Below are 21,914 nucleotides of genomic sequence, written 5' to 3'. Positions count from 1 at the left end.
GTGCTGGTTCGTGGAGTGGGGACCGGCCACCCCCGCCGCCTGACCCGGGCGCTCCCCGAACGGCCGGTCGCGTCGCCGCACCCCTGATCCGCGCGACGGCGCGGCCGGTCCCCACTCCACGAACCAGCACCCCCCGCGAAGACCCCGCACCCGCACAACCGCACCCGCACCACCGAAGGGAACCCCCATGCGCATCGGCATCGACGTCGGCGGCACCAACACGGACGCCGTCCTGATGGACGGCAGCACCGTCCGTGCGGCGGTCAAGCGGTCCACCACCCCGGACGTCACCTCGGGCATCGTCGCCGCGCTCGACGGCCTGCGCGAGCAGCACGCCTTCGGCCCCACGGACATCGACGGCGTGATGATCGGCACCACCCACTTCATCAACGCCCTGGTCGAGGCACGCGGCCTCGCCCCCACCGCCGCGGTCCGCCTGGGCCTGCCGGCGACGGCGTCGCTGCCGCCCTTCACGGACTGGCCCGCTCACCTGGTGTCGGCCGTGCACGCGCAGCCGTTCCTGGCCCACGGCGGCCACGAGTTCGACGGCCGCGTCATCTCGGAGCTCGATCCCGAGGAGCTCAAGCGGCACGCCGGTGCCATCGCCGCCGCGGGCATCCGCTCCGTCGCGATCTCGTCGGTGTTCTCCCCGATCAACGACGAGTTCGAGCAGCGCGCGCAGGAGATCATGGCCGCCGAGCTCGGGCCGGACGTGGCGTTCTCGCTGTCGTCCGAGATCGGTCGCATCGGCCTGCTCGAGCGCGAGAACGCGACGATCATCAACGCGGCGCTGCGCGAGCTCGCCGACCGCATCGTCGACGGCCTGTCCGGGTCGGTCACGGGCAGCGGCATCGACGCACCGCTCTTCCTGAGCCAGAACGACGGCACGCTGATGGACGTCGAGTACGCCCGTCGCTACCCGGTCGCGACGTTCGCCTCCGGCCCGACCAACTCGATGCGCGGCGCAGCGGTGCTGTCCGGCTTCGACACCTGCGCGGTCGTCGACGTCGGCGGCACGACGAGCGACGTCGGCGTCCTGACCGCGGGCTTCCCGCGTGAGGCCACCGGCGAGGTCGCCGTCGCCGGCATCCGCACGAACTTCCGGATGCCCGACGTCCTGTCCGTCGGCATCGGCGGCGGCTCCCGCATCCGCGAGGACGGCAGCGTCGTCGGCCCGGACTCCGTCGGGTACCGCCTGACCGAGGAGGGCCTGGTCTTCGGCGGCTCCACCCTGACCGCCACCGACGTGGCCGTCCGCGGTGGCCGTGGTGCGATCGGGGACCCGTCGCTCGTCGCCGGGGTGCCCGCCGAGGTCGCCGCCCGCGCGCTCGACGTCATCGCGGAGCGCGTCGCCGACATCGTCGAGCGGATGCGCACCTCGTCCGACCCGCTGCCCGTCGTGGCGGTCGGTGGCGGTTCGGTGCTGCTGCCGGACACCCTGCCCGGACTCGGCACCGTGCACCGCCCGGAGCACTACTCGGTCGCCAACGCCATCGGCGCGGCGATCGCGCAGGTCAGCGGCGAGGTCGACAAGGTCTACGCGATCAGCGACGGCCGCCGGTCCGCCGTGGTCGACGAGGCCCGGCAAGAGGCCGTCGACCGTGCCATCGCGGCCGGCGCCGACCCCGGCTCGGTGGACATCGTCGACTTCGACGAGGTCCCGATCCCGTACCTGCCGGGCAACGCGACGCGGATCCGCGCCAAGGCCGTCGGCGACCTGGCACTCGGGGCGCTGGTCCGATGAGCGCCACGCAAGCCGCGCCGCGCGCCGCAGCCGCGCAAGCCGCAGCCACACAAGCCGCCCTCACAGCACCCCACCTCACCGCCATCGGCGCCGACTGCTCCGCCCTCGCCCGCGGCGCCGCGATCCTCGGCACCGGCGGTGGCGGTGACCCCTACATCGGACGCCTGCTCGCCGAGGCCGCCGTCCGCGCCCACGGCCCGGTCGAGATCGTCCAGGTCGAGGACCTGCCCGACGACGCCGTGGTGCTCTCGGTCGCGATGATCGGCGCTCCCACGGTGATGGTCGAGAAGCTGCCGTCCGCCGGCCAGTTCGCCGAGGCCATCCGCAGCCTGTCGGCGTTCCTCGGGGTCACCCCCACCCACCTGGCCTGCATCGAGGTCGGCGGCGTGAACTCGACGACACCGATCGTCGCCGCTGCCGAGCTCGGCCTGCCCCTGGTCGACGGCGACGGCATGGGCCGTGCCTTCCCCGAGGTGCAGATGGTGCTGCCGACCCTGTCCGGGGTCAGCGCGACACCGATGGCCCTGGCCGACGAGAAGGGCAACACCGTCGTCTTCGACACGGTGGACAACCGGTGGGCGGAACGGCTCGCCCGCACGGCGACGGTCGAGATGGGCTGCTCCGCGATCACGGCGCAGTACGCCATGTCCGGCGCGCAGGTGAAGGAGTCGTTCGTCCGCGGCAGCCTGTCGCTGAGCGTCCGGCTCGGCGAGACGCTGGTCCGCGCACGCAGCGAGAACGCGGACCCCGTCACGGCGGTCACCGAGGTGCTCGGCGGCACGGTCGTGTTCGAGGGCAAGGTCGCCGACATCGAGCGCAAGACCGTCACCGGGTTCGCCCGTGGCACGGCCCGCATCGCCGGTTCCGGCAGCGACACCGGCCTGGAGGCGGTGCTCCGGTTCCAGAACGAGCACCTGCTGGTCGAGGTGGCCGGCCAGGTCCGCACCACGGCTCCCGACCTCATCATCACCCTGGACGCCGAGACCGGCGAGCCGATCACCACCGAGGCCCTGCGCTTCGGCGCCCGCATCCGGATCGTCACCGCACCGGCCGACGAGCGCTGGCACTCCCCGGACGGCCTGCGCCTGGCCGGCCCGCGGTACTTCGGCTACGACACCCCCGCGGTCCGCCACGACGGCACCACGAGCGCGGGCGAGACGAACACGGGAGCGCACCGATGAGCTGGATCCTCGACGTCGACGACCTGCCCGACCTGGCCCGCGGCGCCGCGCTGCTCGGTACCGGCGGCGGAGGCGACCCCACCATCGGGATGCTCCTGGTCCGTGCCGCGATCGAACAGCACGGCCCCGTCACGATCCTCGACCCGTCCGAGGTGCCCGACGACGCCCTCGTCATCCCCACCGCGCAGATGGGCGCACCGACCGTGGTGCTCGAACGCATCCCCGCCGGACCGGAACCCCTCGGCGCCCTCCGTCGGCTCGAAGCCCACCTGGGCCGGACGGCGACCGCGACGATGCCCATCGAGTGCGGCGGCATCAACTCGATGATCCCGCTGCTCGTCGGCGCCACCGGCGGCCTGCCCGTCGTCGACGCGGACGGCATGGGCCGCGCGTTCCCCGAGCTGCAGATGGAGACGTTCTCGGTCTACGGGGTCCCCGGCAGTCCGCTCGCGATCAGCGACGAGAACGGCCACGGCGTCATCATCGAGACCGGCACGGACAACAAGAAGATGGAGTGGCTCGCCCGCGGGGTCACCATCCGGCTCGGCGGCGTCGCCTACATCGCCGAGTACGCCATGTCCGGCCGCCAGGTGAAGGAGACCGCCGTCCCGCGCACGCTCTCCCTGGCACTCGCCGTCGGTCGGGCCATCCGGGTCGCCCGCGAAGCCCACCGTGACCCCATCGACGCGCTCGCCGAGGCCCTCGGCACGACGATCTACACGCACCTGCGCGAGCTGTTCGACGGCAAGGTCGTCGACGTCGAGCGCCGCACGGTCGACGGGTTCGCCCGCGGTCGTGCCACCGTGCAGGGGACCGACGGCTCCGAGCTCGAACTCCGGTTCCAGAACGAGAACCTCGTCGCCCGGCGCGACGGCCGCCTCGTCGCCGTCGTGCCCGACCTGATCTGCGTCCTCGACGCCGAGACCGCCGAACCGATCACCACCGAGCGCCTGCGCTTCGGGCAGCGCGTCCGGGTCATCGGCATCTCGACCCCCGACCTGATGCGGACCCCGGAGGCGCTCGCCGTGTTCGGGCCGTCGTGCTTCGGGCTCGACGAGCCGTTCGTCCCGGTCGAGGACCTGCACGAGCACGTCCGCCCGGCCGCCCCGGCGGTCGGCTGACGAACGGCCGTGCGCCGGCCCCGGCGCCCGGCCCACGCACCCGACCCCGGGCTCCGGCCCCGGGACGCGACCACGGCAGCAGAATGGACCCATGGACCAGGGTGAGCGGCGGGGCGGCGGTGTGGCGGGCCTCCAGGCCGACGACGCGACCGTCTTCGGACGCGGCACCGCCCTGCTCGGCTGCGGCGGTGGCGGCCGCGTCGACCACATGGTCAGCGCACTCCGCTTCGCGCTCGGCGACCGCAGCGTGCCGGTCGTCGACCTCGACGACCCCGCGCTCGGATCGGTGGTGGCCGTCGGGCTGATCGGGTCGACGACCGTGCTCGAGGAGAAGATGCCGAGCGGCGAGGAGCTGCCGGCCGCCCTCGCGGCGGTCGAACGCTGGACGGGCACCCGTGCCGACGCCGTCGTCGCCGCGCAGATCGGCGGCGTGACCGGACCGGCCGCGGCCCTCACCGCACACGCCGCCGGACTGCCGCTCGTCGACGCGGACCTGGTCGGCCGCGCGGTCCCGCGCATCGACCAGCTGTCGGTCTTCGTCGGCCCGACCACGACGGTCACGGCCGCGGCGGCCACCACGAGCGGGCTGCGGATCGTCGTCGACGCCCGGCACCCCCACGACGTCGAGACCGTCTGGCGCGAGGCCGTCTCGCACAGCGGCGGCTGGGCCGCCTTCGCGATCGGCCCGGTCCCGGTGGCGCTGCTGCGGGAGCGGGCCGTCGTCGGCAGCGTGCAGCGCGCCCTCCGGATCGGACGTGCCGCTGGTGGCGCACGCGACGCGGCGGAACTCGCCGCACTCATCGGCGGCCGGGTCGTCGCGCAGGGCCGGGTCATCGACGTGCAGCGCGAGGGGGACGCGCTCGCGTTCGTGCGCAGCAGCCTGGCCATCCGCGACGCCGGCACCGGCGCGGTCGCCCGGGTCGAGGCGGGCAGCGAGTACGTGCACTGCCTGGTCGACGGCCTGCCGGTCGCCAGCACCCCGAGCGTCATCACGGTCGTCGACGCGCGCTCGCTCGCGCCGGTGGCGACCGACCGCACGCGGGTCGGCAACGAGCTCGCGGTGCTCGTGCTGCCGTCGGCGCCGTGGTGGTGGGCGGACCCCGACCGCACCGCGCGCATGGGGCCGCGGGCGTTCGGCATCGACGCGGACGTCGTCCCCGAGGCCGTGGGCCAGGTGCTCGCGTGAACGCCGTCGGCGACCTGTTCCCGCTCCTGCCGGCCGGCACCCGCCTGCTCGTCGGCCCCGGCAGCACCGCGGTCCGGAGGGTCCGCGGGGTCGTGGGGACCCCGGACCAGGTCGGCCGGTCCCTGTCGCAGGGCGACGACGTCGTCGTGCTGCTCACCCCCGTCGACCGCGCGGACGCGCGCTTCGACGTGCTGCTGCGCCGGGCGTCCGCGGCCGGCACCACCCTGCTCGTCGTCGACGGGGCACTGGAACTCGGCCCCGGCACCACGACGCTCGCCGACCGGCTCGGCGTCGCCGTGCTCGCCACCCCGGACCCGTGGGCGACCTCGGTCCGCCTGCACGAACTCATCGGCACCGGGATGGGGCCGGCGGCCCGGGCAGCCCTCGACGCCTCCCGCGTCGCGCTCGACGCCGGCCCCGAACTCGACGACCTGTTCGCCCGGCTCGACCGCTCGCTCGGCCACCCGGTGCGGTTCCTCGACGCCTCGGGCCTGGCACTCCGCGGAGCCGCCGTCGACGACGCGGCCCGCGCCGTGCTCGTCCGCCGCGCCGGCACCAGCGACGTGCTGACCGCCGAGGGCGTCGACGAGACGCTCGTGGCGATCCCGGTCGGTACCGGCATCGGACCGCGCGCCTGGCTGGCCGTCGGCCTGCCCGTCCCGATCGCCGCCGAACATCAGGTGGTCGCGAGTGCCCTGCAGGTCGCCGCCGTGGCCGTCGGGCACCGGCTGCTGCTCACCCGGCTCGACGACGAGCGCGACGCCCGCTACCGGATGGCGATGCTCGACGAACTCCGCGCGGCCGATGGAGCACCGGCCCCGCAGCTCGTGCAGCGGACCATCGCCGCCGGGTGGCGGCTGGACGCCTGGCACGTCGGTGCGCGGGTGGTCGCTCGGCAGGGCGTCGACCTGGTCGCGCTCCGCCAGCAGGTCGACGCCGCGGTGCGCGCCGAGGGACTCGACGCGGTCGTCGTCGAACAGGCGGACGGCTGGGTCTTGTGGCTGTCGGAACCCGACGAACCCGGCCGGGAGGCAGTGGCCGACATCGCCGGTCGGCTGCGGCGCGCGCAGAACACGCTCCGCACCACCGTGGAGACCAACGTGGGCGTCGGCAGTCTGCAGGCGGGCCCTGCCGGGCTGGTCCGGACGCTCGGCGAGGCCGGCGACGCCGCCCGTCTGGCGGCGAGCCGTCCGGAGTCGGGGCACTTCGTGCACGTCGACCGGCTCGGGCTCGCGCAGCTGCTGCTCGCGTGGACGCAGACGGACACGTTCCTGCCGGCCTCGCGGCAGTTGCTCGCACCGCTCGAACGCGGTGGCGGGGCGCTCCTGACGACGCTCGCCGCGTACCTGGACGCGGAGTCGTCGATCGCCGAGACCGCCGCGGTGCTCGGGGTGCACCGGAACACCGTCTCCGACCGCATCGCGCGGGTGGAGCGGCTGCTCGGGGTGGACCTGTCCGACCCCGAGACCCGGCTCGCCCTGCACCTGGCGACGCGGGCGCGGGCGGGCGACGGCGGCTGAGCGCGGGGTGCGTCAGTTGCGGCTGGTCTCGCTCGTCTTGTCGGTCTGGCTGGCCTGCTCGGTCTCGCGCTTCGTCGTCCCGCTGGTCTTGGCGGTCCCGCGGGCGGGCCGGGCGGCGGCGCCGGTCTCGCGCGCTGCTCCCGAGGCCAGGCCGGCCGCGATGATGAACACGAAGACGATCAGCAGCGCCCCGAGCAGGCCGATCTCCTCACCGAGGAACCCGATCAGCGGCGGCCCGGCCAGGAACGCCACGTAGCCGATCGTCGCGACGGCGCTGACCTTGGCGGCCGCGGTGCGGGGGTCGTCGGCCGCGGCGGACATGCCCATCGGGAAGCCGAGGCTGGCTCCGAGGCCCCAGAGCACGACCCCTACGATCGCGAGCGGCACGCTGTCGATGAAGATGAGCATGCCGAGGCCGACCACCGCGACGGCGGCGCTGATGCGCAGGATCGGCACGCGGCCGAACTTGTCGATCAGTGGGCTGCCGGCGACGCGGCCGGCGGTCATCGCGGCGAGGAACACCGTCAGCACGGCAGCACCGCCGGCGTTGTCGAGCCCGTGGCCGTCGATCATCGCGAGGGGCAGCCAGTCGTTCGCGGATCCCTCGGCCAGCGCCATGCCGAGCACGATCACGCCGATGAGCAGCGTCGAGGGCTGTGCCCAGACCTGCCAGCGGGTGAGCGGCGTCGCGACCGGGCTGGTGTCGGTCGACACCGGCTGCTCGAAGCGGTGCTCGTCCTGGAACTTCGCGACGGCGACGAGCATGGCGGCGCTCGTGATGACGACGAGCACGATGAAGTGCCACGACACCGGGATCTCGAGCTTCTCGGCCAGCGCACCGAGGCCTGCGCCGGCGAGCGTGCCGAGGCTGAACGCGGCGTGGAACAGCGGCATGATCGTGCGTCCGCCGGCCTTCTCGGCGGCGGCGCCGGAGACGTTCATCGACACGTCGCACAGGCCGTTGCCGAAGCCGAACGCGATGAGCGAGATCCAGATGGCGGCGAAGCCCCACCCGAGCGTGACCGCGACGCCGGCGAAGATCATCCCGACCGCCAGGCACGCCGCAGCCACCTGCACGCCCCGCCTCGCACCGAGCTTCGCGACGATGTGCCCGGCGAAGGTCAGACCGCCGATCGAGCCGACGGCCATGCCGAGCACGAGCAGGCCCATCTCGAACGTGCTCGCCCCGAGGGAGTCGCGAACGCTCGGGATCCGGCCCAGCCACGTCGCGATGTCGAGCCCGGACAGGGTGAACACCACGAACACCGCGATGATCCAGGCCTTGGTGGTCGGGACGGTGCGGGTGGACGGCGTCGTCATGGTGGTTCCCATCGTGCTGCGGCGCGCGCGGTGCTGCGCGTTCTGGTGCGTGTCGGTGCTGGTCTTGCGACTGTCGAATCGATTCGACTGCTCGTTCCGGCTACGCTAACGGGCGATGGACGAACCGGCAACAGGACCCGGCGCGTCGCCTTCCCGCGGCGGCGTCACCCGTTCGTCGCGCCCGACGCTGGCAGCGGTCGCCCGTGCTGCCGGGGTCGCGCCGTCGACGGCCTCGCTCGCGTTCAGTGGTCTCGGCCCGGTGTCCGAGGACGCCAAGGCCCGCGTGCTCGCCGCTGCCGCCGACCTCGGTTACGGCGGTCCCGATCCCCGTGCCCGTTCGCTGCGCCGCGGTCGTTCCGGTGTCATCGGCGTCGTGATGGACGAGCGCCTGAGTGACGCCTTCCGTGACCCGGTGAACGTCCTGACGCTCGACGGCATCGCCGAGGTCGCCGGTGCTGCCGGTGCCTCACTGCTGCTCGTGCGGAGTCCGCTCGACGACGAGCAGGGTGCCGGTCCGCTGGTGGATGCCCCGATGGATGCCGTGGTGCTCGTCGGGTGCAACGTCCGGATCGACCCGGCCGTCGCCGTACTGCGGCGTCGGCAGATCCCCGTCGTCGCGATCGAGGCGGACGAGATCGAGGGTGCTGTCCCCGTCCAGCTCGACAACCGGGATGCCTCACGCCGTGCTGCGGAGTACCTGCAGGGGCTCGGCCACGGGGACGTGACCGTCGTGACCCTGCCCCTCGATGCCGCACGCCGCCGCGGCGCGATCGACGCGGCCCGGCAGGACGAGGGCATCGCCTTCACCACCCTCGAGCGACTGCGTGGTGTGCGCCAGGTCTACCCGGACGCCGTCGCGATCGAGACCGCCGGCAGCTCGGTGGAAGAGGGACGTCTCGCCGGTACCGAGCTCTTCGCGCCGGACGGCCCCCGCCCCACCGCCGTCATCGCGCAGAGCGACCTGATCGCTGTCGGGGTGATCTCGGCCGCGCTCGACGCCGGACTCCGTGTCCCCGAGGACGTCAGCGTCGTCGGCTTCGACGGCATCACGGTGGACGACAGCCTGCTCCACCGCACCCCGATCCGGCACCTGACCACCCTGGTGCAGCCCTTCGTGCAGAAGGGCCAAGCTGCAGCCCGTGCCGCCCTGGCCATGCTCGAGGGGGCGGAGCCGCAACCAGCGTCCTTCACCTCGGAGTTGCGGGTGGGGGACACGACGGGGCCGCCGCCGGGGTCACGCGTCAGCTGAGCGGATCATTGTTCTTCCCGCAGCGTGTGTGGGGCAGAGATCGATGTGCGCTCCCGATGTCGGTGGCCCGAGTCGGACTGCCCGAACAACCTGGTTGCGCAACCCGCCCAACGTTGAATTTGCCGGTAGCCCAGAACCGCGGTTTGCCGAGCAGCCATTGACTGAAGTAGGGCAAGACGACCTACCCTCACCTATGGACTACGAGCTGGACAACGCAGTTGGCTTTCTAAGCTACGCGCACGTCGACGACGAGGCTGACGGCGGACGCATCCGACGTCTGGCGAAAGCAATTCAGATGGAGTATCGGGTTCTCACTGGCGAGACCCTAGAGATATTCGTGGATCGCTCTGATATTCGCTGGGGACAAAAGTGGAAAGAGCGCATCGATGGCGCTTTGCAGTCCACGACCTTCTTCATTCCCGTTCTAAGCCCATCCTTCTTCGCCAGCGATGAGTGCCGCCGGGAGTTCTTTGAGTTCTATAACACCACCCGTGCACTTGGTGTTTCAAAATATCTCTTGGCCATCAGATATGCGGCGGTTGAGGACCTAGTGGCGACCAGCCCCAACCAGGCGAAGGCTATCGCTGCCGAAACGCAGTATAAAGACTGGGAGCACCTACGACTCGTCGACGAAGCTGGCGCGGAACACCGACAGGCAGTCAATGATCTTGCTAAGGAGCTTCGTGGCCTGATGCAGGAAGTTCAGCGACAGCCAGCCCACGACTCCGCACCCGGTACCCGGGTACCGGAGGGGGGGAGTAAGGAGGGAGCCGCGCTCGCCGAATCTGAAGGCGAAGACTTGGGCGACCCTTACGGAGACTCGCCCTCTCCCTTAGAGCTAGTCGCGGAGTTCCCGGAGCGAACGCAGGCGTGGACCGTCGCGATGAAGGCGTTTCAGGATGCCGCGGAAGATTTCAACGAGATCCTTCAAGCTGGGACGGCTGACTTGAATCAGAGGTCGACTGACAGCTTCGCTGCGAAGGTCGTCGTCCTCAAGCGCGTGGCTAATGAGCTCGAGTCGCCTACGCAACGCATCGTTGAAGCTGGTGACGAGTACATGCGGACGCTGCTTGGCATCGACCCTTCGTTCAGAGCGCTGGCCGAGATTGGGCATGCGCAGACGACAGCCACCTTGGAGGACCGTGCCGCGCTCACCCAAGCCCAGGAAGCGGTTCGGGGCATGGTGCAGGCGGGAGCGCAAGCTACGGAACAAGTGCGGTCTGCAATCTATAGCGGGCGTAATCTGGCTAGGCTCTCACGCGACATGCGTCCCGCGTTGAAGCGGTACGAAACGGGATCTCAAAACATCATCGACGGCCAAGCAGTGATGCAAGAGTGGGCCGATCTGCTTGATGCGGTTCAATTTCCCGAGGACCAGGCGCCCGCTCGGGAGGCTCTGACGAGTTCTGATAGCGCCGATCCGAAGTAAGACGCTGGCGGCGGCGTCAGGGCTCGGTGCTTGAGCCTTTACGCTCGGCTCGGGGACGGGAGTTCGGGGGCGGCATGGGGCAACTCGCCCTGCCAGGAACTCGCCCTCGCCCTCCTGGTCCTGCTCGGGAGGGTAATTGTGGGATAGCTCGGAGCCCGTCTTTCGCCGATGAAGCGTGTCTCCTCGCATAGGCATAAGGAAGGGTCCTAGTCTCTATCCATGGACCTTGGGTGGCTTGCTGCGAGCGTCGCGGCGGTTAGTGGCGCAGTAGTGACTATCTGGGTGCACCACGCCACGACGCGTTCATCGGAACGGCTAGCGCAAAGTGTGGCCAAGCGCGAGGATACGCGGCGGACGGATGACCTTCTTCGTGAGCGCCGAGTACTAGAGCGCAACGCTGTTTTGGGTCTTGTCGCCGAGTTTCGAGCCGCCCACCGCTACCAGCAGCGTTTCGTGTTCACCGCTTTCCCGGTGCGGATGGATGTCCCGGGTCACGGCTCGGTGACTGAGGTCGTCGAGACAGACAAGCTTGAAGAAGCGTTTCCACTGTGGTGGGAAACGCGCCACGATGGCCTGTCGGTTGACGTGGAATTGATCACTGACGTTCAGTTTCGCGAATCTGCACGTGTCTGCCTTGCTGTTCTCGACGACGTGCGGGAGATTGCGCGTCTTGCGGGCGGGGAGCCCGTCGGCGCGCTTGTTGCGCGGGCGTCATACACCGGTTTCATGGTCCTTGGAGCATGGTTGCGCGAAGAGCCGATCAGCGAGGAGTTTAGAAAGCAAGTGGCCGATTTACGTGACGTGGGTTTGGTTCTCTAGGCAAGGCTTCCCACCGTGATTACGCGGAGTTGCGCACGGTTATCGCGATCGGTAGTTGATTTGCTTGGCTTCCCAGGTATCCATCACTCCGAGTTGGGCGGCAATCTCGTCGAGTGTTGTTTTATGTGGTACACCGGGCATCGTTGTGTCCCACGCGATGAGGGCCTGGAGCAGCGAAATCGCTGCGTGCCCTAGGAGCAGCGCTGCCATGCTGTGCGCCGCGAAGCGACGGTACGTTACCGGAAGGCCCTGGTTTGGGTTGGCGGCTGTATAGAGATCTACGATGTCGGCACCGGCGTGTGTGAGGCCGCTGAGGTAGCGATAAACCAGGTACATGCCTTCCGTGCCGGCGATGGCGTCGAGACGCTGTTTGAAGATGGTGTAGGCCGGCGAGGCAGGACCAAGGTCTCCAACTTGATCCTCGTACTCTTGGCGCCGTGCTTCCCACTCGTCGCTAGCGCCGTCGGCTTTCGCTTCCATCGCTTCTCGAAGCGCTCGAGCACGCGCCTTGCTGCCGTCGCTAAGAAAGTCCTTCCAGCCCTCTGGTACGACCAGCACCCAGCCGGCAGTCAGCGAATCTTCCATTAGGGTGCGTATGAGTGGGACTGCTGCGACGGGTTGCCCGGCCTCGTAGAGAGTGAGAACACCTCGACCACAATCGATAGCGTGTGCAGCGAGTCCTCTCACCAGGACCGTGACCTGAAGATCGATATCCGTTCGCAAGGGGACTGTCTTCCGGCCTGCGTCGTGGTCCCAGATCTCGGCGAGCTGCCGGATGATCGCTCGGTAGTCCGTCGGTGTCGGCATGTCTCGATCCCTAATGGCTGAATTGCGGCAATCAACGTGATTCGTTATAGGTTTGCGCGTTCCGAAAGGATATATGAAGGGCCACGGTCTTGGGGGACGGTGACGCCAGGCTCGCCTAAGAGGAGTGCGTCCAGCTCGGGCGGTGTTACGTGCGCATGGTTCTTCCTTCTCAGGCGCGAAATGGTCTGGCACGTCTGACGCTTGTAGGTGACGCGTTCGGCGGCTTCTGGCCCTCAGCTGTCGGCCAACCGTCCGGTTCGCAGCTCAGCCTCGCCGCACCCCAAGCGCGACCACCGCAACCAGGTTCACCGCACTCCCCACCAGGAATCCGGTGGTCCCACCCGCGACTCCTGCGACGGGCCCGAGCACGGCCATGAGCCCAGCCCCGACGACGAACCCGGCAACTGAGGCAAGGGCGACCTGGCGCGAGCGTCCAGCGGCGAGCAGCAACGCCGCCGGCACGAGCCCGACGGTGAATACCCACACCGCGACCATCAGGTACCGCAGGTCGGCGACGGCAGCGGCACCCTCGGCAGGGTAGACGATCGGCAGGAACCACCCTGCGAGCAGCGCGACCAGGCCGAAGACGACGGCGGACGCAGCAGCGAACCCGACGACGAGCAGCAGCGCTCCGCGAGAGCGCAACGATCCACCATCGGTCCGGTGCGCGAACGCCGGGACGAGCACCTGCCCCAACGCCTGCCCGAGCATCGACGCCGGCGTCGCCAGGGTGAACGCGGCTGCGTAGACGCCGGCGTCGTGCGCCGACGACGCCACCTGCGCCGAGATCATCGTCAACTGCAGCAACCCGTTCGAGGTCACCACCGCCAGCACGTTCCACGCCGCGAACCCGAGCACCCCGGCGGCGGGTTCGTGCGAAGCCGGCGAGAAGCCGTTGCCCCGGGGCCAGCAGGTGATCGCGAACACCGTGTACCCGATGGCCAGGGGCAGCAACACGAAGGGCTCGAGCCGGGCGACGCACGCCACCACGAGCAACCCGAGCGCCAGGACGCTCGTCACGGAGTCCCAGAGCGCGACCCGGGGTGCCCGGTCGTAGCCGAGCTGCGCGCCGCGGGCGTAGCAGTAGAGGCCGTAGCCGACGACGACCGCGGCACCACCGAGCACCATGCCGGGGCCGTTGCCCCAGGCCAGCATGATCGGCACGGTGACCGCCGCGAGCACCACGCTCGACACCAGCATCGACACCCCGAGCAGCCGGTTCACCGCGGCGTCCGACCGTCGACCCCGCAGTGCGATCGCCAGGAACCGCGACGCGGTGTTGCCCGCGGCGTTCGGCCAGAGCAGGGCGACGAACACCGAGAGCGACAGCAGCGCCGTGGTCTGCCCGAGGGTCTCGGTGCCGAACACCCGACCGACGACGACGGTCACGAGCAGCTTCGCGACGCCCTGCACCCCGATGCCGACCGTGGCGAGCACGGCCGACGAAGCCACCGAGGACGACGGTGCCGCAGAAGGAGCAGCCCCGCTCACCGCGCCAACGCCTGTTCCACCCAGCCGCGCCGGTGCGCCCGCACCCCGAGCGTCACCGCCCGGACCCCGATGTACCCGAGGGCGAAGGCCGCCCACAACCCCGCGAGCGTCCCGCCGGCCCACCAGAGCAGCGGCAGGTACACGACGAGGTTCACGCCTCCGGCGATGGCCAGGTACCGCGCGTCCCCGGCGCCGATCAGCACTCCGTCGAGCACGAAGACGTACCCAGCGACGGGCATCCCGACGGCGATGAGCACCAGCACGACGGGCAGGGCGTCGCGCACCGCCTGCGAGTCCGAGAACACCGGCCCGAGCACCCCGCTCACGGCCAGGGTCAGCACCCCGAGCAGCACACCACCGGCGATCCCGAGCAGCACGAGCCGTCGCGTCACCAGTCGCACCCGCTCCGGGTCGCGTCCGCCGAGTCCGTGTCCGACGAGCGCCTGCCCGGCGATCGCCAGAGCGTCGAGCGCGAACGCCAGCGTCGAGAAGACGGTCAGCCCGACCTGCGTCGTCGCCAGCCCGGTGGTCCCCAGCCCGGCGGCGGCCCCGACGGTCGCGAGCATCGCGATCCGCAGCGACGCGGTCCGCAGGAACAGCCATGCCCCCGACCGCAGCGCCCGGGCGACGCCCGAGGCGCCGGGTCGCAGCGGCGCCCCCGACGACCGAGCGGCCCGCACCGCGATGCGCACGTAGACGACGGCCATCGCCCACTGCACGATGACGGTGCCGGCGGCGGATCCCTCGACGCCCCAGCCGGCGCCGTAGATCAGGACGGCGTTGAGCAGCCCGTTCGCGACGAACCCGATGGTGGCGACGACGAGCGGGGTCTTCGTGTCCTGCAACCCACGCAGCAGTCCGGTCGAGGCCGTCACCACCAGGATGCCGGGCAGCCCGATCAGCGAGATGGTCAGGTACGCGGTCGCGGCGGCCGACACTTCGGCCGAGGCGCCGAACAGGTCGACGAGCGGCCCGGCGAGCGGCCACCCGACCAGCGCCAGCACCACCCCCAGCACGAGCGCGAGCCACATCCCGTCGATGCCCGCGTGCACGGCTCCGCGACGGTCGCCACCACCGAGTGCTCGAGCCACGGCCGGGGTCGTCGAGTACGCCAGGAACACCAGCAGCCCGGTCACCGTCGACAGCACGGCGCTCGCGAGCCCGACGGCCGCCAGCGGCGTCGCGCCGAGGTGCCCGACGAGCGCGGTGTCGGTCAGCAGGAACAGCGGCTCGACCACGAGCGCTCCGAGCGCAGGCACCGCCAGCCGCACGATGTCGCGGTCGACCGCGCGCCGCTCAGCGGTCACAGCGGGTCGCGTCGGTCGGTGCACCGACCCATTCTGTCGGCGATGCCGAGTGCGCGCGTTTCGTAGCCCAGCCCCGGATCCCGAAGCCCTTGGAAAGTGAGAATACCTAACATGACGCCGTGTGTTGTCGATAGGCCCATCCACATCGAATGGAAGCACTGATGGCCGACAACAAGATGACGAAGTCCGCTGGGGAACACTGGGTGTGTTCGATGCTCGCCCGGCAGGGTTGGGGTGCCGCGCTGACGCGCGATGGGCTCGCGCGGACGGACATCCTCGCCGTGCATACCGAAGACCTCTCGCGCCCCGCGATCGAGGTGCAGGTCAAAGCGGCTCGAGCAGCCTCCAATGTGAACTACCCACTCGGCTCGAACTCGCAGCAGACGGCGCGCTCGGATCGAGAGTGGTTCGTCTTCGTGAGCCTGCCGGAACAGTCCGACTACGTCTCGGCGCCCCGTTCGTTCATCGTTCCCCGAGACCACGTTGCGGCTGCAGCCTTCATCGCGCATGAAGATTGGCGAACGGACCCCGACGCGGTTCCGGGAACCCGGAACGCGGGTGTCGACAGGTCCCGCGTGCACATCAGCGTTTGGGGTCGGTACGAGGATCGGTGGGACCTGCTCGCCCAGCCGACCTCTGCTGTGCCGGTCATGTTGCCCGCGCGGTTCGAAGACCTCGCCTTCGGAGACCGTGTCGGGCTCCCCGAGGGGCACCCCTGGCTTCTGAATCGGCCCAGTTGGGTGAACGCCTAACACAGCTGTCTCCAATGAACTCTGCTGTCCTGTTCACGAACACATTTGAGATTGGGGCCGAGGGGAACCATCGCCTCCCGCCCGGCCAGTTCCAGATGTCCATCTGACCGCGAGAAAGCAGTGAGGAGACCTCCCTATGGCGGAAACTGTTGAGCAAACGCAGGTACGGCCGACGTCGCAGGCGTTGGTCGAGATCATGGCTTTTTCAGTCCTGCTCTGCCTCCTCACCGCCTTGCTGTCACTCCTGGACCCCGGCGTTCAACGGCTGGGTTGGGGAGGAGTGCCAGGTTGGCTTGACGCCGCCGGAGCGACCCTGATGAAGCACATCGGCTGGTTCCTCGCGCTGCTGATCTCATTACTGCTGAGCTTCTACGTGTTCGTTGGCGGCGGACAGCTGCTCGGATTACCGCACGTGCAGCGGCGGCGGCGAGATCTCGGCTTCATCGCCGAGCTGGCGACCGCGGCGACCGCCGCGCCGTTCGTGTTACTGCTCGTGTTTGCGGCTACGCATCCCGCCGATCAGATGATCGTCCTCGTCCTTGTCCCCGCTGAGGCAGCCATCGTCTTCCTCGGCGCGCAGCTGGGCGGGTTTATCGTATTTGATCGGCAAGAACGGTACGAAGCCGCGGTGAAGAATGCGGAAGCAGCTGCCGCGATACTTAGATCGCTTCGTCCCCGATCGCGTCGTCCAACTTGGCTTGTCATCGTCACGCAGGCGGCGATATTCGGATGCCTGTCATGGTCGGTGGTCTTCGCCTTATATCCGCGAGACCTGGTGCCGCTTCTGCCGCTACTCGGCGCGCTGATTCTTCTGGCGGTCATTGTCACGGCAGTCTTCACCTGGGGTGCGTGGTCCTCGTATGCAGCCGCAGACCGGGTTGGCCGTTTGATGCCTTGGCTGGTCCCTTACGCCGTGGCGGCATTCCTCGTGTTCGGTGCGCTCGCGCAGCCGATGTCCCGGGTCACCGTGGCCTTCGACGCAGCGATTGGCCTCCAGCTCCTCGGGATCATTTGCTCCACCTACGCCGCTATGCGGTATCGCGTGTTGCGGAATTGGAGTGTGCGTGGAGTTGCCCGTCGGCTCGCAGCCCGAGACGTCGTTACTCGGTATGCCAAGGCGTCGCGCGACGGACGCGAGAACAGGCCGACACGAACCGCATCCGAGCAAGTAGCAACGAGCCGCCTGTCGCGGCTTCGCAACCTGCTCCGATGAACCTTCGTGCGCACCGCGGACCGCCGTAAGCTGTAGGCCCGTCGAATCGACGCCGGTTGAATACGGTTTTCCTGAAGATCACTCTTCTTGCGCCAGCGTGAGACGTGGTCCAGTCAGTATCCCCCGAGAGACGCAGCCGTGTCGGCTATCACGCAAGTTCCGCCTCGATCCTTGCGTTCAAAGAGCTCCGCTGACTGAGCAGGCATCCCGGGAAGCTCCACCGCCGTGCGGTCCACAGGGCGACCGCTGGTACCGCGGCGAGCTCATTGAGCTACGACTCGGATGCGGAGCGTCAGGGTGCGCTCAGCTGACAGGCGGGGTGGGTATGACCCCGTCGCGGACTGGAGGCCCGTGGCGGCGCCCGCCACGGGCCTCCAGTCCGGTGGTCCCACGTCGTCAGGCCGGACGCGCGTTCCGGCCGACCACTCGCGTCAGTCGGCGCGCGGTTCCGCGGGGACGGCGCCGGTGGCGGCGTGTGCGGGGTCGGCGGCCTCGGTCGAGGGCTCGTCGGTGCCGCGGGCCCGGCCGATGACGTCCATCACGTGGTAGACGACGATCGCTGCGATGGTGCCGACGATGATGCCGCCGAAGCTCGCCTGGCCGAAGGTGAACGTGAAGTTGGCGATGCCGATGATCAGGGCGATGCCGGCGGTCAGCTGGTTCTTCGGCTTCGAGAAGTCGACGCGGTTCTCGACCCAGATCCGGATGCCGATGATGCCGATCAGGCCGTAGAGCGCGGTGGTGGCGCCGCCGAGCACGCCCGCGGGCACCGAGGAGATGACGGCGCCGATCCTCGGCGACAGGCCGAGCAGGACGGCCGCGATCGCGGCGACCCAGTAGGCGGCGGTGGAGAAGACGCGGGTGGCGGCCATGACGCCGATGTTCTCGCCGTAGGTGGTGGTGGCGGAGCCGCCGCCGACGCCGGCCAGGACGGTCGAGATGCCGTCGGCGAAGAGCGCACGACCGGTGAGCGGCGTGAGGTCACGGCCGGTCAGCTGCCCGACGCCCTTGACGTGGCCGACGTTCTCGGCGACCAGCGCCAGGACGACCGGCACGAACGCCAGGTAGATCGGGAGCTGCGACGGGTCGAACGCGGGAGCGGTGAAGTCCGGCAGACCGATCCACGGCTTGTCGCCGACCTTCGAGAAGTCGACCTGACCACCGATGAGCGCTGCGACGTACCCGACGAGCACGCCGATGACGATCGACAGGCGGCCGATCAGGCCCCTGAACAGGACCGTGACCAGGATGATCGTCGCGAGGGTGATGACCGCGATGACCGGGGCTTCCGTGAAGTTGTCCCGGGCCGACGGAGCCAGGTTGAAGCCGATCAGGGCGACGATCGCGCCGGAGACCACCGGGGGCATCAGCCGGTCGATCCACCCGGCGCCGGCCAGGTGCACGACGAGCCCGACGATCGCGAGCAGCGCACCGACGACGATGATGCCGGACAGGGCGAGCGGGATGCCGCCGATCTTGGTCGCCGCACCGATCGGGGCGATGAAGGCGAACGACGAGCCGAGGTAGCTCGGCAGGCGGTTGCCCGTGATGAGCAGGAACAGGATCGTGCCGATGCCGCTGAACAGCAGCGTCGTCGACGGCGGGAACCCGGTGATCAGGGGCACCAGGAACGTGGCGCCGAACATCGCGACGACGTGCTGCACGCCGAGGCCGATGGTCCGGGGCCAGGTGAGCCGTTCGTCGGGTGCCACGATCGTCGTCGCGGAGACGGTCTTGCCGTCGCCGTGCAGCTGCCACGGAAGTCCCATGCGATGACCGTACCGGCAGCCGTGTGCCGGTGACGACCCGGATCGACCTGCCCCATGGGGTCGGTGGCTATCGTGGACCGCATGACCGACGTCGCACGTGCCTCCGGCATCCACACTGACGAACTCGACCCCGCGGTGCGCCCCCAGGACGACCTGTACCGCCACGTGAACGGGACCTGGATCGAGGCGACGCCGATCCCCGACGACAAGGCCCGGTACGGCTCCTTCACGGTGCTGGCCGAAGCCGCCGAGATCGCCGTGCGCGACATCATCGAGCGCTCGCAGCAGGCCGCCCCCGGCACCGAGGAGCGCAAGGTCGGTGACCTCTTCACCTCGTTCACCGACGAAGCGCGGCTCGAGGAGCTCGGCACCGCACCGATCGAGCACCTGCTCGCCGAGATCACCGAGATCCAGTCCGTGCCCGAGGTCATCGCCGCCGTCGGCCGCTTCGAGCGCATCGGCCTGCCGAGCTTCCTGCAGCTCTTCGTCGACAACGACCCGGGCGACCCCGAGTCCTACGTCGTGTTCCTGGAGCAGTCCGGCCTCGGGCTGCCCGACGAGTCGTACTACCGCGAAGAGCGCTTCGCCGACATCCGCGAGAAGTACCGCGAGTTCGTCGCGGCGATGTTCCCGCTCGCCGGCCTCGACGACGGCGGCGCCCGCACCGAGCACGTCATCGCGCTCGAGACGGCGCTCGCCGCCCAGCACTGGGACAACGTCACGACCCGCGACAGCCAGAAGACCTACAACAAGCTGCCCTGGGCCGAGGTCGCCGCGCTCGCGAAGGGCGTCGACCTGCAGACCTGGTGGCAGGCCATCTACGCCCCGGCCGGCGCCTTCGAGACCGTCGTGGTGCGCGAGCCCTCGTTCATCACCGGCCTGGCCGACCTGCTGAACGACCAGCCGCTCGAGGTCTGGAAGGACTGGCTGCGCTGGCAGGTCATCCGGGGCTCCGCCGCGTACCTGACGAGCGCGTTCTCGGCCACGAACTTCTCGTTCTACGGCACCGCACTCACCGGTGCGCCCAAGCAGCGCGAGCGCTGGAAGCGTGGCGTCTCGCTGGTCGAGGGCGCGATGGGCGAGGCCGTCGGCCGCATCTACGTGCAGGAGCACTTCGACGAGACCTCGAAGGCCAAGATGGACGACCTCGTCGCCAACCTGGTCGAGGCGTACCGGCAGAGCATCACGGCGCTCGACTGGATGACCGACGAGACCCGTGCCCGTGCGCTCGACAAGCTCGACAAGTTCACGCCGAAGATCGGCTACCCGGTGAAGTGGCGCGACTACTCGGCGCTGCCCGTCCTCTCCGACGACCTGGTCGCGAACGTCCGCGCCGTCGCCTCGTTCCAGGTCGACCGCGAGCTCGGCAAGATCGGCAAGCCGATCGACCGCGACGAGTGGTTCATGACCCCGCAGACGATCAACGCGTACTACAACCCCGGCTTCAACGAGATCGTGTTCCCGGCCGCGATCCTGCAGTTCCCGTTCTTCGACGCAGACCGCGACGCCGCCGCGAACTACGGCGCGATCGGTGCCGTCATCGGGCACGAGATCGGCCACGGCTTCGACGACCAGGGGTCGCAGTACGACGGCGACGGCAAGCTCGAGAACTGGTGGACCGAGGCCGACCGCGCGGCGTTCGAGGAGCGTACGAAGGCCCTCATCGCCCAGTACGACGCCCTGGTACCGACCGAGGTGCCCGACAGCCACGTGAACGGTGCCCTGACGATCGGCGAGAACATCGGTGACCTCGGTGGCCTGTCGATCGCGTGGAAGGCGTACCTGCTGTCGCTCGACGGCCAGGAGCCCCCGGTCGTCGATGGACTCACCGGTGCCGAGCGCTTCTTCCTGAGCTGGGCCCAGGCCTGGCGCATGGCGATCCGCCCGGAAGAGGCGGCTCGTCTGCTGAGCATCGACCCGCACTCGCCCAACGAGTTCCGCTGCAACCAGGTCGTGCGGAACATCGACGTCTGGTACGACACCTTCGGCGTGACCGAGCAGGACGCGATGTACCTCGACCCCGCCGAGCGCGTCGCGATCTGGTGATGACGGAGCCGGACGCGGCCCGGTCGTCGCGCCGCCGGCGACCGGACGACCGCCCAGCAGGTGGCGGCCGCGGTCGTGGGCGGCACAGCGGCCGGGCCGACGACCGCTTCACCGCCACCACCGAGGCGCTCGGTGCCCTCGCGCTCGAGGGCGCCGGGGTCAGCGCCTCGGTGATCGACACCTCCAGCGGCAAGGCCCTGCTCGCGATCGACGACACCCTGGTGCAGCCGGTCGCGAGCCTGGGCCGCGTCCTGCTGCTCATCGAGGTCGCCGCCCAGCTCGAGGACGGCCGGCTGCACGGTGACCGCCTGCAGCGCATGGCCCGCGACACCGCGACCGGTGCCGGCCTGTGGCAGTTCCTGCAGGAGCCGACCATGCAGGTGCCCGACCTGGCGACCCTGGTCGGGGCCACCGCCGACGCCTGGGCCATGAACGCACTGCTGTCGACCGTGGGCATCGACGCCGTCCGGGAGCGCGCGGAGTCCCTGGGCATCGAGCGCACGGCGTTGATCGACCGCGTGCGGGACCGCCGCGGCCCGGACGACGCCCCGGACGCCTCTGTCGCACCCACCGGGGAGCTGTCCTGGGTGATGCGTGGACTGGCGCTCGGCGAAGTCGTCGACGAGGCGGTGTCGAACCGGGTGCTCGGCTGGTTGTCCCTGGCGAGCGACCTGAACCTGGTCGCCGGGTCCTTCGGGCTCGACCCCCTGGCGCACCGTGCACTCGACCACGGGTTGCAGGTCGTCGCGGTCACCGGGTCGAGCACCGGCGTGCGGGCGGAGGCGGGGATCCTGCGGGGGCCGGGGTCGTCGGTCAGCTACGCCGTGACCGTCACGTTCGACGACGCTTCGTTGCAGCGGCGGTTGGCCGTGGTGGAGGCGCTGCGGACCATGGGGACCGAGGTGCTTGAGGCGGTGCACGCGCCGGCTCGTCGCTGACGGCGTTCGATGCTGTTCGTGG

17 protein-coding genes are annotated in these 21,914 nt (G+C 70.0%); 12 read left to right on the top strand and 5 right to left on the bottom strand.

What is annotated here, in order from left to right:
• Positions 1-187: 187 nt before the first annotated feature.
• From DEJ09_RS16560 to DEJ09_RS16540, 5 genes are all read left to right on the top strand, one after another.
• Positions 188-1,744, top strand: a complete 1,557-nt coding sequence (locus tag DEJ09_RS16560; protein ID WP_111089285.1) for a hydantoinase/oxoprolinase N-terminal domain-containing protein — start codon at positions 188-190, stop codon at positions 1,742-1,744.
• The gene (locus tag DEJ09_RS16555) at positions 1,741-2,925 is read left to right on the top strand and encodes a DUF917 domain-containing protein (protein ID WP_258373935.1); all 1,185 of its coding nucleotides are present in this window, start codon (positions 1,741-1,743) and stop codon (positions 2,923-2,925) included. The genes DEJ09_RS16560 and DEJ09_RS16555 overlap by 4 nt, the downstream gene beginning before the upstream one ends.
• Positions 2,922-4,046, top strand: a complete 1,125-nt coding sequence (locus DEJ09_RS16550; protein ID WP_111089284.1) for a DUF917 domain-containing protein — start codon at positions 2,922-2,924, stop codon at positions 4,044-4,046. The genes DEJ09_RS16555 and DEJ09_RS16550 overlap by 4 nt, the downstream gene beginning before the upstream one ends.
• Positions 4,047-4,137: 91 nt before the next feature.
• Positions 4,138-5,232 carry a DUF917 domain-containing protein gene (locus tag DEJ09_RS16545; protein WP_111055261.1) on the top strand — a complete coding sequence of 365 codons (1,095 nt, stop codon included), beginning with the start codon at positions 4,138-4,140 and terminating at the stop codon, positions 5,230-5,232.
• A complete protein-coding gene (locus tag DEJ09_RS16540; RefSeq protein WP_111089283.1) occupies positions 5,229-6,752 on the top strand; it encodes a helix-turn-helix domain-containing protein in 1,524 nt (507 codons plus the stop codon). The genes DEJ09_RS16545 and DEJ09_RS16540 overlap by 4 nt, the downstream gene beginning before the upstream one ends.
• A 12-nt stretch (positions 6,753-6,764) precedes the next feature.
• Here the strand turns inward: DEJ09_RS16540 and DEJ09_RS16535 are convergent, their stop codons facing one another.
• Positions 6,765-8,072 carry an MFS transporter gene (locus tag DEJ09_RS16535; protein WP_111089282.1) on the bottom strand — a complete coding sequence of 436 codons (1,308 nt, stop codon included), beginning with the start codon at positions 8,070-8,072 and terminating at the stop codon, positions 6,765-6,767.
• Between the two features lie 115 nt (positions 8,073-8,187).
• Here DEJ09_RS16535 and DEJ09_RS16530 point away from each other — a divergent pair, with 115 nt between their 5' ends.
• From DEJ09_RS16530 to DEJ09_RS16520, 3 genes are all read left to right on the top strand, one after another.
• Positions 8,188-9,321 carry a substrate-binding domain-containing protein gene (locus DEJ09_RS16530; RefSeq protein WP_111089281.1) on the top strand — a complete coding sequence of 378 codons (1,134 nt, stop codon included), beginning with the start codon at positions 8,188-8,190 and terminating at the stop codon, positions 9,319-9,321.
• A gap of 193 nt (positions 9,322-9,514) precedes the next feature.
• Positions 9,515-10,750 carry a toll/interleukin-1 receptor domain-containing protein gene (locus DEJ09_RS16525; RefSeq protein WP_181433396.1) on the top strand — a complete coding sequence of 412 codons (1,236 nt, stop codon included), beginning with the start codon at positions 9,515-9,517 and terminating at the stop codon, positions 10,748-10,750.
• A 219-nt stretch (positions 10,751-10,969) separates the two neighbouring features.
• Positions 10,970-11,569: a hypothetical protein gene (locus DEJ09_RS16520; RefSeq protein ID WP_181433395.1), complete on the top strand. Its 600-nt coding sequence runs from the start codon at positions 10,970-10,972 to the stop codon at positions 11,567-11,569.
• Positions 11,570-11,608: 39 nt separating this feature from the next.
• Here DEJ09_RS16520 and DEJ09_RS17975 read toward each other — a convergent pair whose 3' ends face one another.
• The 3 genes from DEJ09_RS17975 to DEJ09_RS16505 form a co-directional block, all read right to left on the bottom strand.
• Positions 11,609-12,376 carry a DUF5677 domain-containing protein gene (locus tag DEJ09_RS17975; RefSeq protein ID WP_146245760.1) on the bottom strand — a complete coding sequence of 256 codons (768 nt, stop codon included), beginning with the start codon at positions 12,374-12,376 and terminating at the stop codon, positions 11,609-11,611.
• Positions 12,377-12,640: 264 nt separating this feature from the next.
• On the bottom strand, positions 12,641-13,828 hold the full coding sequence (locus tag DEJ09_RS16510) for a lipopolysaccharide biosynthesis protein (RefSeq protein ID WP_111089277.1): 1,188 nt from the start codon (positions 13,826-13,828) through the stop codon (positions 12,641-12,643).
• Positions 13,829-13,863: 35 nt separating this feature from the next.
• Positions 13,864-15,174, bottom strand: a complete 1,311-nt coding sequence (locus DEJ09_RS16505) for an MATE family efflux transporter (RefSeq protein WP_111032456.1) — start codon at positions 15,172-15,174, stop codon at positions 13,864-13,866.
• A 161-nt stretch (positions 15,175-15,335) separates the two neighbouring features.
• On the opposite strand from DEJ09_RS16505, the gene DEJ09_RS16500 reads away from it, so the two are divergent.
• Both DEJ09_RS16500 and DEJ09_RS16495 read left to right on the top strand, forming a co-directional pair.
• Positions 15,336-15,926, top strand: a complete 591-nt coding sequence (locus DEJ09_RS16500; protein ID WP_111089276.1) for a hypothetical protein — start codon at positions 15,336-15,338, stop codon at positions 15,924-15,926.
• 136 nt (positions 15,927-16,062) lie between these two features.
• Positions 16,063-17,139 carry a hypothetical protein gene (locus tag DEJ09_RS16495; RefSeq protein ID WP_111089275.1) on the top strand — a complete coding sequence of 359 codons (1,077 nt, stop codon included), beginning with the start codon at positions 16,063-16,065 and terminating at the stop codon, positions 17,137-17,139.
• 431 nt (positions 17,140-17,570) lie between these two features.
• Here DEJ09_RS16495 and DEJ09_RS16490 read toward each other — a convergent pair whose 3' ends face one another.
• A complete protein-coding gene (locus DEJ09_RS16490; protein ID WP_111089274.1) occupies positions 17,571-18,908 on the bottom strand; it encodes a uracil-xanthine permease family protein in 1,338 nt (445 codons plus the stop codon).
• Positions 18,909-18,989: 81 nt separating this feature from the next.
• Here DEJ09_RS16490 and DEJ09_RS16485 point away from each other — a divergent pair, with 81 nt between their 5' ends.
• Both DEJ09_RS16485 and DEJ09_RS16480 read left to right on the top strand, forming a co-directional pair.
• Positions 18,990-20,954 (top strand): M13 family metallopeptidase, encoded by a 1,965-nt coding sequence (locus tag DEJ09_RS16485; protein ID WP_111089290.1) that lies wholly within the window; start codon positions 18,990-18,992, stop codon positions 20,952-20,954.
• Positions 20,954-21,892, top strand: coding sequence for a serine hydrolase (locus tag DEJ09_RS16480; protein ID WP_071404465.1), 939 nt, complete (start codon positions 20,954-20,956; stop codon positions 21,890-21,892). The genes DEJ09_RS16485 and DEJ09_RS16480 overlap by 1 nt, the downstream gene beginning before the upstream one ends.
• Positions 21,893-21,914: the final 22 nt, after the last annotated feature.

The organism is Curtobacterium sp. MCLR17_055, assembly GCF_003234305.1.
GTDB lineage: Bacteria > Actinomycetota > Actinomycetes > Actinomycetales > Microbacteriaceae > Curtobacterium > Curtobacterium flaccumfaciens.
This window is presented reverse-complemented; position numbering and strand designations above follow the sequence as displayed.

Excerpts from the sequence above, each read along its gene's own strand:
- DEJ09_RS16555 (WP_258373935.1), top strand. The coding sequence starts at position 1,741 with ATGAGCGCCACGCAAGCCGCGCCGCGCGCCGCAGCCGCGCAAGCCGCA.
- DEJ09_RS16535 (WP_111089282.1), bottom strand. The coding sequence starts at position 8,072 with ATGACGACGCCGTCCACCCGCACCGTCCCGACCACCAAGGCCTGGATC.
- DEJ09_RS16490 (WP_111089274.1), bottom strand. The coding sequence starts at position 18,908 with ATGGGACTTCCGTGGCAGCTGCACGGCGACGGCAAGACCGTCTCCGCG.
- DEJ09_RS16485 (WP_111089290.1), top strand. The coding sequence starts at position 18,990 with ATGACCGACGTCGCACGTGCCTCCGGCATCCACACTGACGAACTCGAC.
- DEJ09_RS16525 (WP_181433396.1), top strand. The coding sequence starts at position 9,515 with ATGGACTACGAGCTGGACAACGCAGTTGGCTTTCTAAGCTACGCGCAC.
- DEJ09_RS16480 (WP_071404465.1), top strand. The coding sequence starts at position 20,954 with ATGACGGAGCCGGACGCGGCCCGGTCGTCGCGCCGCCGGCGACCGGAC.
- DEJ09_RS16500 (WP_111089276.1), top strand. The coding sequence starts at position 15,336 with ATGGCCGACAACAAGATGACGAAGTCCGCTGGGGAACACTGGGTGTGT.
- DEJ09_RS17975 (WP_146245760.1), bottom strand. The coding sequence starts at position 12,376 with ATGCCGACACCGACGGACTACCGAGCGATCATCCGGCAGCTCGCCGAG.
- DEJ09_RS16495 (WP_111089275.1), top strand. The coding sequence starts at position 16,063 with ATGGCGGAAACTGTTGAGCAAACGCAGGTACGGCCGACGTCGCAGGCG.
- DEJ09_RS16520 (WP_181433395.1), top strand. The coding sequence starts at position 10,970 with ATGGACCTTGGGTGGCTTGCTGCGAGCGTCGCGGCGGTTAGTGGCGCA.
- DEJ09_RS16530 (WP_111089281.1), top strand. The coding sequence starts at position 8,188 with ATGGACGAACCGGCAACAGGACCCGGCGCGTCGCCTTCCCGCGGCGGC.
- DEJ09_RS16560 (WP_111089285.1), top strand. The coding sequence starts at position 188 with ATGCGCATCGGCATCGACGTCGGCGGCACCAACACGGACGCCGTCCTG.
- DEJ09_RS16545 (WP_111055261.1), top strand. The coding sequence starts at position 4,138 with ATGGACCAGGGTGAGCGGCGGGGCGGCGGTGTGGCGGGCCTCCAGGCC.
- DEJ09_RS16550 (WP_111089284.1), top strand. The coding sequence starts at position 2,922 with ATGAGCTGGATCCTCGACGTCGACGACCTGCCCGACCTGGCCCGCGGC.